The sequence below is a fragment of the Clostridium paraputrificum genome (assembly GCF_900447045.1).
In the GTDB taxonomy this organism is placed as follows: Bacteria; Bacillota; Clostridia; order Clostridiales; family Clostridiaceae; genus Clostridium; species Clostridium paraputrificum.
Genome location: NZ_UAWH01000016.1, coordinates 229,705 through 246,231 on the forward strand (window position 1 = coordinate 229,705; position 16,527 = coordinate 246,231).

The 16,527-nt window shown below is 28.9% G+C and carries 16 protein-coding genes and 1 riboswitch; of the genes, 3 read left to right on the forward strand and 13 right to left on the reverse strand.

What is annotated here, in order from left to right; all coding sequences use genetic code 11:
* Positions 1-16: 16 nt before the first annotated feature.
* Positions 17-748 carry a hypothetical protein gene (locus DR024_RS14415; RefSeq protein WP_111919066.1) on the reverse strand — a complete coding sequence of 244 codons (732 nt, stop codon included), beginning with the start codon at positions 746-748 and terminating at the stop codon, positions 17-19.
* A 305-nt stretch (positions 749-1,053) separates the two neighbouring features.
* Here DR024_RS14415 and chbG point away from each other — a divergent pair, with 305 nt between their 5' ends.
* Complete coding sequence (gene chbG, locus DR024_RS14420) at positions 1,054-1,791, forward strand: chitin disaccharide deacetylase (protein ID WP_027097362.1); 738 nt, start codon at positions 1,054-1,056, stop codon at positions 1,789-1,791.
* 50 nt (positions 1,792-1,841) lie between these two features.
* On the opposite strand, the gene DR024_RS14425 is transcribed toward chbG, so the two are convergent.
* The 6 genes from DR024_RS14425 to DR024_RS14445 all read right to left on the reverse strand — a co-directional run bounded on the left by DR024_RS14425 (position 1,842) and on the right by DR024_RS14445 (position 8,092).
* Entirely contained in the window at positions 1,842-2,933 is a 1,092-nt protein-coding gene (locus DR024_RS14425; protein WP_027097361.1) for a ribose-phosphate pyrophosphokinase, read from the reverse strand.
* Between the two features lie 89 nt (positions 2,934-3,022).
* Positions 3,023-4,546 (reverse strand): YfcC family protein, encoded by a 1,524-nt coding sequence (locus DR024_RS14430; RefSeq protein WP_111919068.1) that lies wholly within the window; start codon positions 4,544-4,546, stop codon positions 3,023-3,025.
* A gap of 73 nt (positions 4,547-4,619) precedes the next feature.
* Entirely contained in the window at positions 4,620-4,784 is a 165-nt protein-coding gene (locus DR024_RS17790; RefSeq protein ID WP_167539549.1) for a hypothetical protein, read from the reverse strand.
* A 112-nt stretch (positions 4,785-4,896) separates the two neighbouring features.
* Positions 4,897-5,421, reverse strand: a complete 525-nt coding sequence (locus DR024_RS14435; RefSeq protein WP_027097359.1) for a GNAT family N-acetyltransferase — start codon at positions 5,419-5,421, stop codon at positions 4,897-4,899.
* Between the two features lie 7 nt (positions 5,422-5,428).
* Positions 5,429-6,199: a DUF2087 domain-containing protein gene (locus tag DR024_RS14440; protein WP_055184914.1), complete on the reverse strand. Its 771-nt coding sequence runs from the start codon at positions 6,197-6,199 to the stop codon at positions 5,429-5,431.
* Positions 6,200-6,376: 177 nt separating this feature from the next.
* Positions 6,377-8,092 (reverse strand): methyl-accepting chemotaxis protein, encoded by a 1,716-nt coding sequence (locus DR024_RS14445; RefSeq protein ID WP_099313276.1) that lies wholly within the window; start codon positions 8,090-8,092, stop codon positions 6,377-6,379.
* Between the two features lie 287 nt (positions 8,093-8,379).
* On the opposite strand from DR024_RS14445, the gene DR024_RS14450 reads away from it, so the two are divergent.
* Complete coding sequence (locus DR024_RS14450; RefSeq protein WP_099313275.1) at positions 8,380-9,897, forward strand: bifunctional metallophosphatase/5'-nucleotidase; 1,518 nt, start codon at positions 8,380-8,382, stop codon at positions 9,895-9,897.
* Between the two features lie 163 nt (positions 9,898-10,060).
* Here the strand turns inward: DR024_RS14450 and DR024_RS14455 are convergent, their stop codons facing one another.
* The 4 genes from DR024_RS14455 to DR024_RS14470 all read right to left on the reverse strand — a co-directional run bounded on the left by DR024_RS14455 (position 10,061) and on the right by DR024_RS14470 (position 13,816).
* Positions 10,061-11,704, reverse strand: coding sequence for a SulP family inorganic anion transporter (locus tag DR024_RS14455; RefSeq protein WP_027097355.1), 1,644 nt, complete (start codon positions 11,702-11,704; stop codon positions 10,061-10,063).
* 190 nt (positions 11,705-11,894) lie between these two features.
* A complete protein-coding gene (locus DR024_RS14460; protein WP_027097354.1) occupies positions 11,895-12,119 on the reverse strand; it encodes a PF20097 family protein in 225 nt (74 codons plus the stop codon).
* Positions 12,120-12,241: 122 nt separating this feature from the next.
* Positions 12,242-12,652, reverse strand: coding sequence for an FxLYD domain-containing protein (locus tag DR024_RS14465; protein ID WP_027097353.1), 411 nt, complete (start codon positions 12,650-12,652; stop codon positions 12,242-12,244).
* Positions 12,653-12,754: 102 nt separating this feature from the next.
* Positions 12,755-13,816, reverse strand: a complete 1,062-nt coding sequence (locus DR024_RS14470; RefSeq protein ID WP_172458954.1) for a serine/threonine-protein kinase — start codon at positions 13,814-13,816, stop codon at positions 12,755-12,757.
* 85 nt (positions 13,817-13,901) lie between these two features.
* Between DR024_RS14470 and DR024_RS14475 the strand changes: the two genes are divergently transcribed.
* The gene (locus DR024_RS14475; RefSeq protein WP_055253695.1) at positions 13,902-14,330 is read left to right on the forward strand and encodes a helix-turn-helix domain-containing protein; all 429 of its coding nucleotides are present in this window, start codon (positions 13,902-13,904) and stop codon (positions 14,328-14,330) included.
* An 18-nt stretch (positions 14,331-14,348) separates the two neighbouring features.
* On the opposite strand, the gene DR024_RS14480 is transcribed toward DR024_RS14475, so the two are convergent.
* Complete coding sequence (locus DR024_RS14480) at positions 14,349-14,651, reverse strand: hypothetical protein (RefSeq protein ID WP_055184906.1); 303 nt, start codon at positions 14,649-14,651, stop codon at positions 14,349-14,351.
* A gap of 21 nt (positions 14,652-14,672) precedes the next feature.
* A complete protein-coding gene (gene mgtE / locus DR024_RS14485) occupies positions 14,673-16,016 on the reverse strand; it encodes a magnesium transporter (protein WP_055184904.1) in 1,344 nt (447 codons plus the stop codon).
* Positions 16,017-16,346: 330 nt separating this feature from the next.
* Positions 16,347-16,512, reverse strand: a riboswitch (M-box (ykoK) riboswitch).
* Positions 16,513-16,527: the final 15 nt, after the last annotated feature.

Sequence of the window (16,527 nt, forward strand, 5' to 3'; positions counted from 1 at the left end):
AATATGTGGGGATATATTAAAATATTTCTTTAATATGTTTTATCATCTTTTCTTTGTTATCTTCATATTGCTTTTTTCTATTTCCATTTGCACCGGAAGGATGAGGAAATCCTTTTAAAACATAGTCTTCATCTATTCTTCCTTCTTTTATAAATTTATCTAACACTTCTTCTACAGCTTTTCCTAGTGGAATAATTAAAACATTTTCTAAATTAGAAAGTTCATCTAGAAAAATACTATCTATATAGTTCATCAGAATTGAAGTTTTTAGAATCTTTGGGGTGTGCCCTGTATAATTCTTACCATCTATAAAAACTGAATAAGGTATAAGTGAAATTGTATGTAGAAGATAGTCTTTATTCTTAAAAAGTTCACTGCAACTATTTATTTCTAATGCATCATTTAAATATATTCCATCTAACATACTTATTATATTATTTCTTAGACTACCACTAAATCTAGCTGCAACCTTGCAATTATAACTTATTTCATCAATAGATAATCCCTTTTCTATTCCTTTTCTTGCTTCTACAATTGCTGCATTCATCTGTTGAAATCCTGGTGTTATGCCTACAATAAATACCTTGGCCTTTGGGTTTATGTATTCATTATGAGGAGCATAGTATATTTCAACCTTTCCTTCTTTTTGAATTAAGAAATCATTTATTAATAACTCTTCTTTCGAATATTTGTTTTTAATTGGTAACTCTTTTATAGCCTCAATATAGTCTTTTAAAAATTCTCTCATATGTTATCCTCCTATTGTCTATGCTCTTTAATAATATAATTTCCATTAACTAAAAAAGCATTTATAAAATTAAAATAATATTATGTAACATATTATTTGGTATAGAATAATATGTATTATAGATTTAAATTTAACTTCATTAATAATATAATATTTTCCAATTAGTTTCTCCAACATCTAATACTCTCAAGATTTTTGTGGGATAAATATAAATTATCCCACCTTTAATAATCATGTATATGTTTACAAAGTGTATAATCTTATGATACTCTACTTATACAAACATCATCGAGGGGGACTTATATATGAAACTTATTGTAAACGGGGATGACTTTGGTTATAGTATTGGGCAAAATTTAGGTATTTTAGAATGTTTTAAAAATGGGATTATGACATCTACTTCATTAATGGTAAACATGCCTGGATTTAATCATGCTATTGAATTAATGAAAAACAACAGCGAATTAAAGGTAGGAATTCATTTAGTTATGACTGTTGGTAGTCCAATTTCTACAGGACTTAAGGCAATAGTAAACAATAATGGTATATTTGATAGAGATATGACTAAAATTGAAACTGCTAATATTAAAGAAATAAGAAAGGAATATAGAGCTCAAGTAGATAAATTCTTATCAACAGGATTTACTCCAGCTCATATAGATTTTCATTACGCTGTAACTAATGAACAATACCAAGTTGCTATGGAAATAGCTAAAGAACTAAATATTCCTGTAAGAGGAATGGATAAAGTTTGGGAAGATATACTTGATAAAAACAATATTAAACACTCTAGAAACTTTAACTGTGACTTTTATAATGAAGGTGTATCTTTAGAAAATCTAATTTCAATTCTTGAAAATAATCTAGATAAGGACTATATAGAGTTAATGAGCCATCCAGCTTATATTGATTCAACTATCCTTAGAAATAGTAGCTATAATATAAAAAGAGCTTTTGAACTGGAAATCCTTACAAGCAATGAAATAAAAGAATACATAAAAAATAATGATAATATAGAATTGATTTCTTATAAAGATTTATAAGAAACATAAAAAACTGCCCTAAGGCAGTTTTTTATGTTTCTTAATTACTATTATTCTCTAAGTAAATTATGAATCACTTGTGTAGCATCCATATATTTAGCTATAGACTTACCACTGTGTAATCTATTAACTATTCTAGCTAAGAATTCTGACATATCTACTCTTTCAAACCATTTAGCTTCTAGTAATTGTTCTGGTATATATGTTAAGTTAGTTGAATAAATCTTTGATATAGTACCATCTTCATAATACTTATTGAACTTCTCTAAACCTTCTGTAAAGAAAGCAAATGTAGCAGCTACATATACATTTCTAGCATTTCTCTTCTTTAACTCTCTAGCTATATCAAGAACAGATTCTCCTGAAGCTATCATATCATCAACTATTAATACGTCTTTTCCTGCAACATCTCTTCCCATATATTCATGTTGAACTATTGGATTCTTTCCATTTATAACAGTTGAATGGTCTCTTCTCTTATAGAATAAACCTACATCTACACCTAATACACTTGAATAATAAATTGCTCTATCCATAGCTCCTGTATCAGGACTTATAACTAATAACTTTTCTTTATCTAATTCTAAATCTTTTTCCTGTGATACAAGTGTTTTAACTATATCATATGTAGGATAGAAGTTTTCAAATGATAATAAAGGTACTGCATTTTGAATATTAGGGTCATGAACGTCAAATGTAATTATTTCATCTACCCCTAATCTTTCAAGTTCTTGAAGTGCTAAAGCACAATCTAAAGATTCTCTTCCCTTTCTTCTATGTTGTCTTGATTCATAAAGTAATGGCATGATTACTGTTATTCTTGCAGCCTTACCTCTTATTGCAGCAACAGTTCTCTTGATATCTTGGAAATGTTCATCTGGTCCCATATGATGTTCAAAACCGAACATTTTATATGTACAACTATAATTCCCAATATCACATAAAATATAAATATCTTTACCTCTTACAGTTTCAGATATCTTAACTTTACCTTCACCATTAGCAAATCTCACTTCATTTAAAGGTATAATATAAGAATCTTTGTTATCTCTCGCTTCTTGTATAAACTTATTTACAGCATCTCCTAGTTCCACACAACTTCTAAGGGCTATTATGCCAAGATCATGATTCAATTCACTCATTGATTTCTCTCCTTTTTATTAAAATCCCAAATATATTATATATCAAAAAATGTTGTAATGGAAATAATTATACACGAAATTTTGACAAATTATCCTACAATAACTCCAAATCCCAACACAACTATAGCTAATACCCCAATCATTATCATTAATGGTAGTATAAATTTCAACCATTTATCATAGGTTATATTAACCATAGCTAGCGAAGCTAATATTAATCCTGTAGGAGTTATAAATCCCATTAACCCTTGCCCAAATTCATAGGCTGAAACAATTATATCCCTGTTCACTCCCACAATGTCTGCAAGAGGTGCCATTATTGGTATAGATAATACTGCAAGTCCTGATGAAGAAGCTATAAAAAATCCTAAAATGATATAAATAAAGAAAATTACAGTTGAAAATACTACCCCACTCATACCTGAAATTCCCTTACTTAAATAAAATAAAATGGTATCACTAATCATCCCTTTTTCCATAATTATAGTTACTCCACGTGCTAATCCAATAATTAATGCTACGCCTAATAAATCTGAAGCTCCTATTACAAATTCATTTACAAACTCTTTTTCCTTTAATCCAGCAAATAAATACATAATAAAAGTTACACCTAAAAATAAGGCAGTCATTTCCTCAAACCACCATCCTAGTTCTTTTACACCATAAATCATAATTCCAAAGGACAGTACAAATATTATAAGCATAGCTTTTCTACCTAAAGTAAATTTAGGAGCCTCTTCTTTACTACTAATCAAATATTGTTTATCTATTTCTTCCTTCTGGCTATGTATTAGTGATTTACTTGGATCCTTCTTTACCTTTTCTGAATATCTAATTACATATATAGTACATGTTAATAATCCTAAAACAAGTAAAGCAATCCTTACAAAGATTCCATCTGTAAAATTTATTCCTGCTGTATTTGATGCTATTACTGTTGCAAAAGGATTTACTGTAGAAGCCATAGAGCCCATAGCAGACCCTAAATATACAGCTGCAATAGCTACTAGTGCATCATATCCTGCTGCCAAAAAAACTGGTATAACTATTGGATAAAAAGCTATTATCTCCTCTGCCAATCCAAATGTGGTACCACCAATACCTATTAGAATTGTAATAAGAACAATTAGCCACTTTTCTTTTCCCTCTAGTATTTTTGAAAGACTATTAATACCTGCTGTAAATGCTCCAGACTTATTTACTACCCCTACAATGCCTCCTATAACTAAGACAAATGTAATAATATCTATAGAGTCATATAACCCTTCAACTGGAGCTTTAAAAAATGATACTATTCCATTAGTTATAGATTTATTTTCCTTTTCTAGTCCTTTATAGCTTCCTGGAATAGCTACTGGCTTTGTTATTGATCCATACTTGAACATTCCTATATTAATCTTTATACCAAGTTCATCTAAGGTCTCTTGTGTACCTTCTAACTCTATCTGCTCCCCAAAAGGATTCTCAACTACAAATTTTCCACCCTCCATAATATAACTTAAAGTACTGTACTTTCCTGAAGGTATTAAGTATGTTAATAAAAGAACAATTAGAATTACAACCAATATAACTGTATATGCTGTTGGAAATAAAAACTTCTTTTTCCTCTTCATAAAATCACCTTTTCTTTTGTTTAATATTCACATATATTATGTACAAAAAAACAGGTTCATATTTATGAACCTGTTAGTCATCACTACATACACAAAATGAATGTTGAAGTGCTACATATTCCTCTTTTGATAAACTTTTTAGATAATCATCAAAATGATTCTCGGAGCAAAAATTTCCTATTTTGTTCGAAAAGTAATCTCCCTTCAATTTCTTATTGCAATATAAACACTTTTTCATTCTACTTCCTCCATATTGTTTTTTCTTTTATTTTCTACATTATAAAAACAAGTATTCACTATTAAATTTGAATTATCTATGTAAACAAACTCAAACATTACGCTTGAGTTTGTTACAATTCCTTTTCCATAACTATCAGGTTCCAATACTTTTCATCTGTTTTTTTATTAATACATCTATCAACCTCTATAAATTGAAGGCTCTTCCAAAATATTTGACTTATAGTATTTTCTTTTATACAAGCTAATTTTATTCTTTTTAATCCTTTTTTCCTAGAACACCTAATTAAAGAATTCACAATATTTTTACCTATTCCTAAACGATGATATTCTCCATGAATCATAAATAAACCAATAAAAACTACCTCTCTTTTTGGATATCCTTCAATTAAATCCATCACTGCCAAAAGTTTTCCATCATGAAAAAATCCAATGTATTGTTTTTGATTTCTTCTAGTATTGGGTGGAATTTCTATCAAATCATTTATACACTCTTCATATCTTATTTCATGATCTTGTATTTTAGAAAAATAGTATGGATTAGATTTATATAATTGAAACAGCTCCAGATAATGATCTTTCCTAATCTCTCTAATGACATAATCATTTAATTCCAGCTCTAAATCATCTATAAGCATAATTTCCCTACTCCTTCACCCAGTAAACACTACAATCATTTGAACGTTCAATAAATCCATATTCTATTAATGCTCTTCTAATTGTTACATAATCCTCGTATACTCTCTTTAATACTTTGTTAATATCCTTTTCTGTATACTTTCTGCCCTTAACAAAATTCTTAGTAACTTCCCCAAGAATTATAATCTTCTTCTTCTCCTTAGATGGATAAGTTTTTATACCACCTGTTTCGTCCATATAATTCTTTATAACTGTTTCTCTTTCCTTCTCTGTTATATTATATCTATCATCTATAGTTGTTGCAGTTTTATGGGCATCACAAAGCTGTTCATTCTCTAACTTTGTAATCTTTTTATTAGTATTACTAGATAATAACTCCATCATAGCAAGAAATAATCTAGCTTGTTTTTCCTTTTCTCTTAACTTATATCTATGATTTCTTATAGTAGACTGAGCTACCCCCATCTTTATAGCAATTTCTTTATCAGATAAACCATTAGCCATTAATATTATTAAATCTCTTTGTACCTCAGAAATCCCAATAAAATTATTGTTCATATTTAGCAAGTATTGCAACATAGAGCCATGTTTATCTACTATATGAATTTCTGTTGCCCTTTTTGCATCATATAGATTTTCCTTTACATTATATATTCTTCCCTTTTCAAACTCATCTTCACAAACAAGGCACATATAACAGTTTTTTTCTTCAATATATCCTTTTTTAACATCTTCAACTGATGCCTCCCAAAATAATTCTTCTTTCCCCTTCTCCATAGCAATTCTTCCTTTCAAATTTATTTCTTCAATTATAATTATAGTTATATTTACACTTTTGTCTATTTATTTATAAACTTTTTATCACTTAGTTTGCTTTTTTATTATATTTTCCTAAAACAAAAAAGGAAATTGACATTTCAACTTCCTTTTTTGAACACAATATAAAAATAATTCTTACATATTAAACTTAGCCACTAATTCAGTTAATTTTTGTGCTGACTCAGCCTGTGTCTGAGCTGTTACTGCAACTTGCTCCATAGCCTCAGTTGCTTCTAAAATATAATCCTTTATAGATGATACATTTTCAGCAGATTTTTGTGCCATTCCTGCTACTTCCTCTACAGCAGAATTTATATCTTTAGTTGTTTCATTTATTTCTGTACTCATAGATGCAATATCACTACTCATTTTGTTCATGAATACTCCATCCTCTTCATAATCCTTTCCTAATTCTAACAATTTATATCCTTCTTTAGAAACATCTTCATTTATAAAAGCAAGTAGCTTATTACTACTACTAGCAATTTTATTAAATGCTTCACGTACATCTTTTATTGTAGCTTGTACATCTTTAACAGCCTCCCTTGATTGCTCTGCTAAAGTTCTTACCTCATCAGCTACAACAGCAAAACCTTTTCCTTGTTCTCCTGCTCTAGCTGCTTCTATAGCTGCATTCAAGGCTAACAGATTTGTTTGTTCTGCTATTTCATTTATAGTATCAGCCATTATCATTATTTCATCGACAACTTTTGCCTTATTCATGGCTTCAATAATTTCTTCCTTAACGCTTGAAAATACTTTCTCATTATTATCTAATAATGTCTTTGTACTTACTTTAGTATCATTGGCCTTCTTACTTATTTTTTCTGCATTTCCTCTTCCCTCATTAGCCTTTTCTTCTAATACTATAGTCCTTGAAGATACTTCTGATATTGAAGCATATAACTCTTCTGCAGTTGCACTAGTTTCTTGAACCGTAGAACTAATATTGTTTGCAGAAGCACTTATTTCCTCAAGCTGCGATGTCATTTCTTCAACAGTAGCATATAATTCCTCGCTACCTGCACTCATATCCTCTGTGCTTTCAATTAAAACTTTTAATAATTCTCTTATATTATCTTGAGCTTTATTTAAAGAATTAGCTATAATACCAAACTCATTATTTTTTTCTATATTTATTTCTTCTGATAAATTATATTCTGATATTCTATTTGATAATAGTCCAATCTTCTTTAAATATCCTCTTATTTCCTTGATAATTAAAAAAGAGCATACTACAGAAAAAATAATTGCTAAAATTAAATATATGTTAGATATAAAAACACTTCTTTTATACCTTGCTTTACTCTCTTCTACAGACTGAACTGCCCAACTTTCATTCATATTTACAATATTATTTAAATCCCATGTATAGCCTTCTTTTTGTCTATCTAACTCTGGTATTAATGCTTTAGCACCTTCTTTGTCCCCTTTCATAGTTAACGCTATTATCTCATCAACAATCTTATTATACTCACTAAAAGAATTTAAGAATATATTCGTGTATAGAGTGTCTTCCTCATCTCCCAAAATTGTTTCTTTATACTTTTCAATATAATCATTGCATTTAACTCTATTTTCTTTAATAGTATTTATTATTTTCTCCTTATTTCCACTACTTTCATCAGTACATAAAAGATTAGTCATCAAGTCATTTTCTAATGCTATTTCACTAACCTTACCTATATATAATATTCCCTTTGTATCTTCATTATATAAAGCTATTAATTCATCATTTGATACTTTCATATTATAACTATTAAATATCGTTAAGGAAAACATCAATAATATTATTACGGAAAAAACTGCAATTAACTTTTTTGATATACTAGTATTTCTTATTATGTTCATATTATTCCTCCAAATAGACTTTTTTCATTTTTAACCATTTTTAAACATGGGCATTTGTCATTATAACAAATTGCTTTAAATAGTCAAATATCATCCTGTTAAACACCTCTCAATTTTTTCATCATTTTTTAATACTTTGATAATTATAATGCATTTATTTTAATAATTTACCACTCTATTATCACCTTCTATTCTTAACATATTTTTTGTTTTATATGTTATCATTTTTTTTTACAAATAAACGCTATATTTTATTAATTTTGATATAATTCAATTGAGGTGTTAATATGAAAACTTTAAAGATTTATTTTACTTCAGATATGCATGGCTTTGTATATCCAACAGACTATACTAATAATGATGATAAACATCTAGGAATGCTAAATGTAATTAACTCTTTCACAAAGGACGAAAACACTTTGATAATTGATGGAGGAGATACTATTCAGGGCTCTCCATTTACAACCTTTATATCAAAAAAAGATTTTCAAGTTCATCCAATTGGGAAAGTTTTAAACCAAGGTAAATATGATTTCATTACCTTAGGTAATCATGATTTTAACTATGGATATGATTATCTTGCTAAATATCTAAATACACTAGATGCAACTTGTGTTTGTTCTAATGTAGAAGATAAAACAGGTAAACTTCCTATCCTTCCATATGCAATTAAAACGCTAGGAAATGGATTGAAAATAGGTACATTAGGTTTTACAACAGACTTTATAAACATTTGGGAACAACCACAAAACCTAACAAACTTTAATATAAATGATACCTATACTTCAGTAAAAAAAGTATTTGATGAAGTAAGATCTCAAGTTGATATTTTACTTGGAGTTTATCATGGTGGTTTTGAAAAGGATCTAGATACAGAGAAAATTTTAAGCACTAGTAATGAGAATATAGCTTATAAAATTTGTGATGACTTTAACTTTGATATCCTATTAACTGGACATCAGCATATGGATATTGGCGGACAATATGTTAATGGAACTTATATAGTTCAAACGCCACAAAATGCATTTAAGTTTATAGAATTAAGCTTAGATTATGAAGAAAAAATCATTTCAATTAAATCAGAATTAAAGACTGCAGAAATAAATCCAAATAAAGAAATGTTCAATGAATTATTACCTTATGAAAAAGAAGTTCAGAAATGGTTAGATAGCCCTGTAGGATTTTTAGATATTCCACTTCATCCTTCTACTCACATAGAAATGGCTTTATCAGGATCAAATCTTGCTAACTTTATAAATAAAATTCAATTAGATGCAAGTGGTGCTGATATAGCTTGCACATCATTTGCTAACAGCATAAAAGGGTTTAATACCGATGTAACTGTCCGTGATATTGTTTCAACTTATGTTTATCCAAATACTTTAGTTGTATATGAAGTTACTGGAGAAATATTAAAGAAAGCCTTATCAAGAAGCGCTGAATATTTTTATTATGACGGAGAAGAAGTAAGAATTTCAGACTCATTCTTAAAACCAAAGGTTGAACATTATAACTATGATTATTTTTCAAATATAGAATATACATTTACTTTAAATTCTAATGGAATAAATACTGTAGATTCAGTTATATTTAACGGAAAGGAGATAAGTGATACTGATAAATTCACATTAGTTATGAATAATTACAGAGCTAGTGGTGCTGGTGGATATGAATTCTTTAAGTATTGTAAAATCATAAAAGAAATTCAAATAGAAATGCCAGAAATTATAATAAATTATTTTGAAAAAAATAAAAAAGTTATTGTAGATAAAACAAAATATATACATGTTAAGCTAAATAAATAATTTTAGAATAGAACGAAGCGTTGTAACAATCTTTATTCTACGAATATTTATATAAACATATATTTATGTATTTATATATTTATTGTACAAATGACCCTATTAAATAGATTTTTTATTTTCTACTTAACAGGGTCCATTTTAATATAAATATTTATGTATAAGATTAAATTGCAACTCTATTATCTTCAACATAGTTAATTGCTTCCACTGCGCTCCAAAATATTTTGTCTTCTCCAATCTTATCTTTAAATCCTGACTTTTCTACCGTATCCTTAACTCCTTCCTGTAATCCACATAAAAGAAGTCTACAATCATTGGATACAAGTTCCTCCATTATTTCTTCCAGTGCTTGAATCCCTGTAATATCTATTAAAGGTACTCCTCTCATAGATAATATTAAAACCTTAGCATCCTCTAACGATTCAATTTCTGATCTCAACTTGTCCACAGTACCAAAGAATAATGGCCCAGTAAAATAAATTACCTTTGTTTTTCCTAAAGTATTATTTTTACTTATATTTCTATTTAATTTGTCCTCATCAACGTCACTAATAAAAATATCTGCATTTGATATTTTAACCATAAATAATAGGCTTGCAAAAATCACTCCTATTAATATAGCTTGTGTTAAGTCAAAAACTATTGTTGCCATCATAGTTATAAAGAATTTCATAATAGATCCCTTAAATCTTTTAGTGAACATATATTTAATATTTTCCCACTCATTCATTCTCCAAGCAGTAATCATCAAAACTCCTGCTAATGCTGATAGAGGAATTTTTGACATTATAGGTGCTAAAACAAACATTGATATTAATAAAAATATAGAGTGAAAAATACTAACCAACCTAGTTTGAGCACCTGATTTTATAGCTACACTTGTTCTTGCTATTGCAGCTGTAGCAGGTACCCCTCCAAAGAAAGGTATAATCATATTTCCAATACCTTGAGCAACAAGTTCTCTATTAGGATCAAAGGATTCTCCCTTCATTTTCTTACCAACTTCACCACAAAGTAAACTTTCAATCATTGCTAAAGCAGCTATACTAATAGCAGGAACTACTAATCCCTTAATAGACTCTAAATTAATACCTGCAAAAGTTAATCTATCATCTAAAATCAATTTTTGTGGGATATCTCCTATAACATCAACTGGTAAATTAAATAACATATTAACTATTAAAGCAACTATAAGTCCAATTAAAGATGATGGAACTTTTGCATTCCACTTTTTAGGCCATAGAATCATTATAGCTACTACAAGTATTCCAATTAATAACGCATACATATTAGGATTTATAGGTCCTCTTACAAAGTTAAACACCTTTATAATTGCACTATCAGAAGTTTTTGTAGTTACTCCCAAAAAATTATCTAGTTGTCCAATTGCAATAGTTAATGCAATACCAGATGTAAAGCCTGTAATTACTGGTAGTGGAATATAAGACACCACTTTTCCTAACTTAAATACACCTGCAACTATTAGAATAAGACCAGCTATTAAACTAGCTACCCATATTCCTTCTAATCCATATTGTTGTCCAAGCAATATTAATATTGCACTCATAGCTCCAGTTGGTCCTGAAATTTGAAAGGAACCTCCAGAAAGAGCACCAATTACTAAACCAGAGATTATTGCTGTTATAATTCCTGCACCAGCTGATGCTCCACAACTTACACCAAAGGCTAATGCTAAAGGAAGTGCAACTGCTGTAACAGTTATCCCTGCCATTAGGTCCTTTTTAAACTTTCCTCCATTGTAGTTCTTAAACTCTTTGATTAAATCATTTTTGTAATTAGTAAACATTTTTTGCCCCATTTCTTATACTTTTTTAAAACACATCAACTATTTTATACCTTAATGTAAATAAAGACAAGTTTTACATAAAAGAATAAAAAAGTGGAGGATATTTATTTTGCTCCATCTCAAAACAAATATCCCCCACTACTAAAAGTAAGAAATTATAAAACTATTATTCTTGATTTTATATATGTTACTATACAGCTTGAGTTTCAAGATCAATAACTAGCTTTTTGCATTGTTGGCAAACATAAGCTTCACTTCTAGGTCTTCCAAAAGCTGAATTAGTCTTTAACTTTATGCCCCCTTTTGACCATATACCTGCCACTAGCTTCTTATCTTCTGCTTGCCATTTTAGTGCATATCTATCACCAAAAAGATTTCCCTTTACCATTTCATTACCACAACTTGAACAAACCATCTTTCTTCCTCCCATAATATATAAAAAGTTAATCACTTAATATATATTATTTATATCCCCTAATAATAACATCTAATTATCCTACTTTTAATTGAATGGCTAGTCCATGATTACAATATTATCTATATAGCACTTGATACTACATCTATCTCATATTTACTAAAATCTTTCTTTATTAGCATAATCTTAACTTCTCTTTTTTCTCCTGGTTTTATATCAGTTTCATTTGTAAATGAACTCTCAATAGTAACCCCATTACCATCATATAACTTATAATTAAACTGTATGTAATCTATTGTTTCATTTGAAGTATTCTCAAATATCCCTACTATTTCGCTTGAATACTCCCCTTTTTTAACCTCCCAATTAACCTTCTTTGCCATCTCATTATATAATTCATCTTTAGATTTTTTGTCATCTTCCATTTGATTTATTGTGTCAGAGGCTGATTTTGCCATCCCCCCCATTAATGCTGTACATCCTCCAACTAAAACAATAAGTATTATTACTACCCCAATTAAAATCTTCTTCATTATTATTCCTCCTTTAAAACAAAAATGATACTTGTCCATTTTCTTGGACTAGTATCATTATAAAAATATTTAGAGTTTCATTGGTATGCTATCAGCATACACCTATTGAAATATGTTTAACATCATGCCAGCAAAGATTATAATTAATATAGTATAAATAGTAACCCCTACTTTTCTAATACTTTTATTATTTCCCTTTAATAAAGGTAACATAGATTGTATATTATTGTAGTTTCCATAAAGAAAAGTCAACCCGAATAATGCTATAAGCATACTAATATCACCAATAATATAAGAGAAACTTTTTGTACCTATATCAATAAAAATAGCAAATACTAAAAATATGTACCATAATGATGCAGCTAAAATATAAGAAGGCTTTCCTCTTCTAAATCCAGGTAAGTTTCTAATAAACATTTTACTCTTTCTATATTTTATTTGTTTGCCACTACATAACTCTAAATCTTCCTTAAGCTCAAGACATGTTTTATATCTTTCATTAGGAGAAATCTTAATACATTTTTCAATTACTTTAGCTAATTTTTCATCATTCTTTTTATCCCTTGGTAGTTTTCCTGTTGTTAAAACATTCATTAAAACCCCAATAGAATAAATATCACTTCTACTATCTGTTTGATTAAAGCCAAATTGCTCTGGGGATGCATATCCTTCTGTTCCTAATATCTGAGTATCCCTATTTTCATCACTTTTATGTATTCTTGACACATCAAAGTCTATTAATTTAACTATACCATTATTATCTACAATAATATTAGAGGGCTTTATATCCCTATGTATTATTGGACTACTTAAATTATGTAAAACATCTAATATTTCGCAAATCTTTATACCATATTCTATAACCCTATCCTCTGATAATACTCCTTCCCCCTGGATTTCCTCTAGAGTTTTACCATTAATAAATTCTTCAATTACATAAAGTATCATCTCATCCTCAATAACTTCATAAACCTTCGGAATACCTATGTTATCAATCTTTTGTAATTCTTTAAAAACTCCTTTTTTATAATTTGACAATGTCTTTTTTACATATATCTTATTATCTACTATATTCTGAACCAACTCTATTTTACTTTTATCCGATTCATTTATTACCGTTAGTTCCTTATACAATGATAATTTATAACCAACATTATAATTCATCTCCATGTTCCACCTAAACTTTCACTTAACTATAATATAATATATAATATTATTATCTCATTTTTTATTTAAGGATGGAATAACTATGATTGATAAAAAGACTTCTGAATTATTAAATACTCTTAATTCTATAGATAATTATAAAAATTTAAAAACATATATTTCTAAGGATTTAGATGTTAAGGAACTAACTATTTCTGAATACTTAGTTAACCTTTGTAATAAAAAAAATATAAGCAAAAGTACTTTAATTGCTAATGCAGATATTGATCGTACATATGGATACCAAATTTTAAATGGAAGTAAAAATCCTAGTAGAAATAATATAATTAAGCTTTGCTTATCCCTACAACTTACATTAGATGAAACAGATAGAGCTCTTACTATAGCTAAAGAAGGACGACTTTACCCTAAGGTTATTAGAGATACTTTTTTAATATTTGCTATAAATAATAAACTTACTGTCTTAGATACAAATATATTATTAGAAGAAAACGGACAAGATATCCTATAGATATCATGTCCTTTACTTTTAAAAAATATAAGTCATATTTTGAGGTTCATAATAAGATAATCCATGTTGTTTAGCTAACCCCTTAACTAGATTATCAATCTCTTCTGCATCTTCAAGTAAACATCCAATAATTATAAAGCCTTTACCCTTGTTTATATCTAACTTTTCTCCATTAGATATTAAATCTTCAAAAAACTCATCTATTAATCCAATGTCTCCAACTAGAGAATCTTCCCCTTGACATAACTGCTCATATAAAAACTGGGCTCCCATTACATTACTTACCTTATCACTATTCCATACTGCACAATACCACTCCATAAAAACCTCCATTTATCTAAACTAGATTAAATAACTAATAAACATAGTTGCAAGTCCAAGGAAAAAGAAAAAGCCTAAAACATCAGTAACTGTTGTTACAAACACTGCTGATGCTAGTGCAGGGTCTACCTTAAGCTTCTTTAGTATTACTGGAACTATAAACCCCGACATTGTTGCTACCATCATATTTAATATCATTGCAACACCAATTACAATACCAAATACAAAGTTCCTTTCCCATATAAAACCTAAAACTGCTATAATGGCTCCAATAACTATACCTGTTACAAGGCCTACTAATAACTCTTTTATAAAAATTCTCATCCCATTATCTTTATCTAATTCTCCTAATGCAATACCACGAACTACTATTGTTAATGATTGTGTTCCTGCGTTTCCTCCCATTCCTGCTACAATAGGCATAAAGGTTGCAAGAGTTACAACTTGACTTATTGTGCCTTCGAAAGCTCCTACAACAGAAGCTGCAAGAATTGCAGTAATTAAGTTTACTATAAGCCACGGTAATCTACTTTTTACAGAATCTCTAAGGGAACCATCTACTTTTTCCTCTTCATCCACACCACCAAGACGATGGATATCTTCTGTAGTTTCCTCCTGCATAACCTCAACTATATCATCTACAGTTACTATTCCTAAAATCTTATTATTCTCATCTACAACTGGCATTGTCATAAATCCATACTTTTCAAACTTGCTAGCCACTTCTTCCTGATCCATATAGTACGGCACTGATATTACATTGGTATTTGTTATTTCAGATATCTTTGTATCAAAGTCATTGCATACTATATCTCTTAAAGAAACTACACCTTTTAAGACATTTTCCTTATTAATAACATAAAGATAATATGCAGATTCAGCATCTGGAGCTTCCTTTTGTAAATACTTTAGGGTTTTTTCAATAGTTTTATTTTCCCTTATTGATACAAACTCCGTTGCCATAATACCACCAGCTGTATCTGGCTCATATGAAAGAAGCTTATAAACATCTTTTCTATCTTCTTCATTTATTTTCTTTAAAACATCTTTAATTTCTTCTTCATCTAAGACTCCAACAAGATCTGTTAACTCATCAGAGGACATCTCACCTAAAATCTTCTTTTGCTTATTTTCAGAAAACTTCTTTAAAATTTCATACTTTTCTTCATCATCTTCTTCCTCAAGAATAGCTGCAATAAACCAATCTGGTAATCTTTTTAATATCTTAAAGAAATCATCTTCGTTGTCATGAAGTAAATCTAATACATCAGCAGGATGAATATCCTCAATCTTCTCTTCTAGCTCCTCCTGAGTATAATTTAGTAATTTTTCTAATAAATCCTTTTCATTTAATTCTTTCTTCATTATAACTCCTCCTTATATAAGAGGATAAAACACCCTATACGGCGAACAAACTTCATCCTCATCCTTTATTTTGTTTTCCGTCTTAACTTTTATACTCCTACTGGCATCAGATTCCATTTAATTCACCACCTTATTTTTTTGCCCATCTGCATTTCCGAAGCTTGCCTGAAGAAAATCTTGCAGGGGCATATATTTTATTTTTTATTCTTTAGGAAGAAATGAAATAATATCTAGCTAAATTGTTGAAGTTATCCACAATTTAATTGATGCTATAATTTCCTAAAGAATAAAAAAAGACCTTTTAACCCTACGTTAAAAAGCCTTAAATATAACACAATTTAATTGTAGAGCTTTAGCACTATAAAGCTTTGACCTTTTCTTGTCAGCTACGTTAAAAATTACCTTGGCGATAATTATTGTTAACCCATTGGAATCTCTCGATTTTTCTGGGTAGCAGCATCTATCTTTATAGGAGCCTCACCTAACAAATTTTCCTACTTAATACTATTCT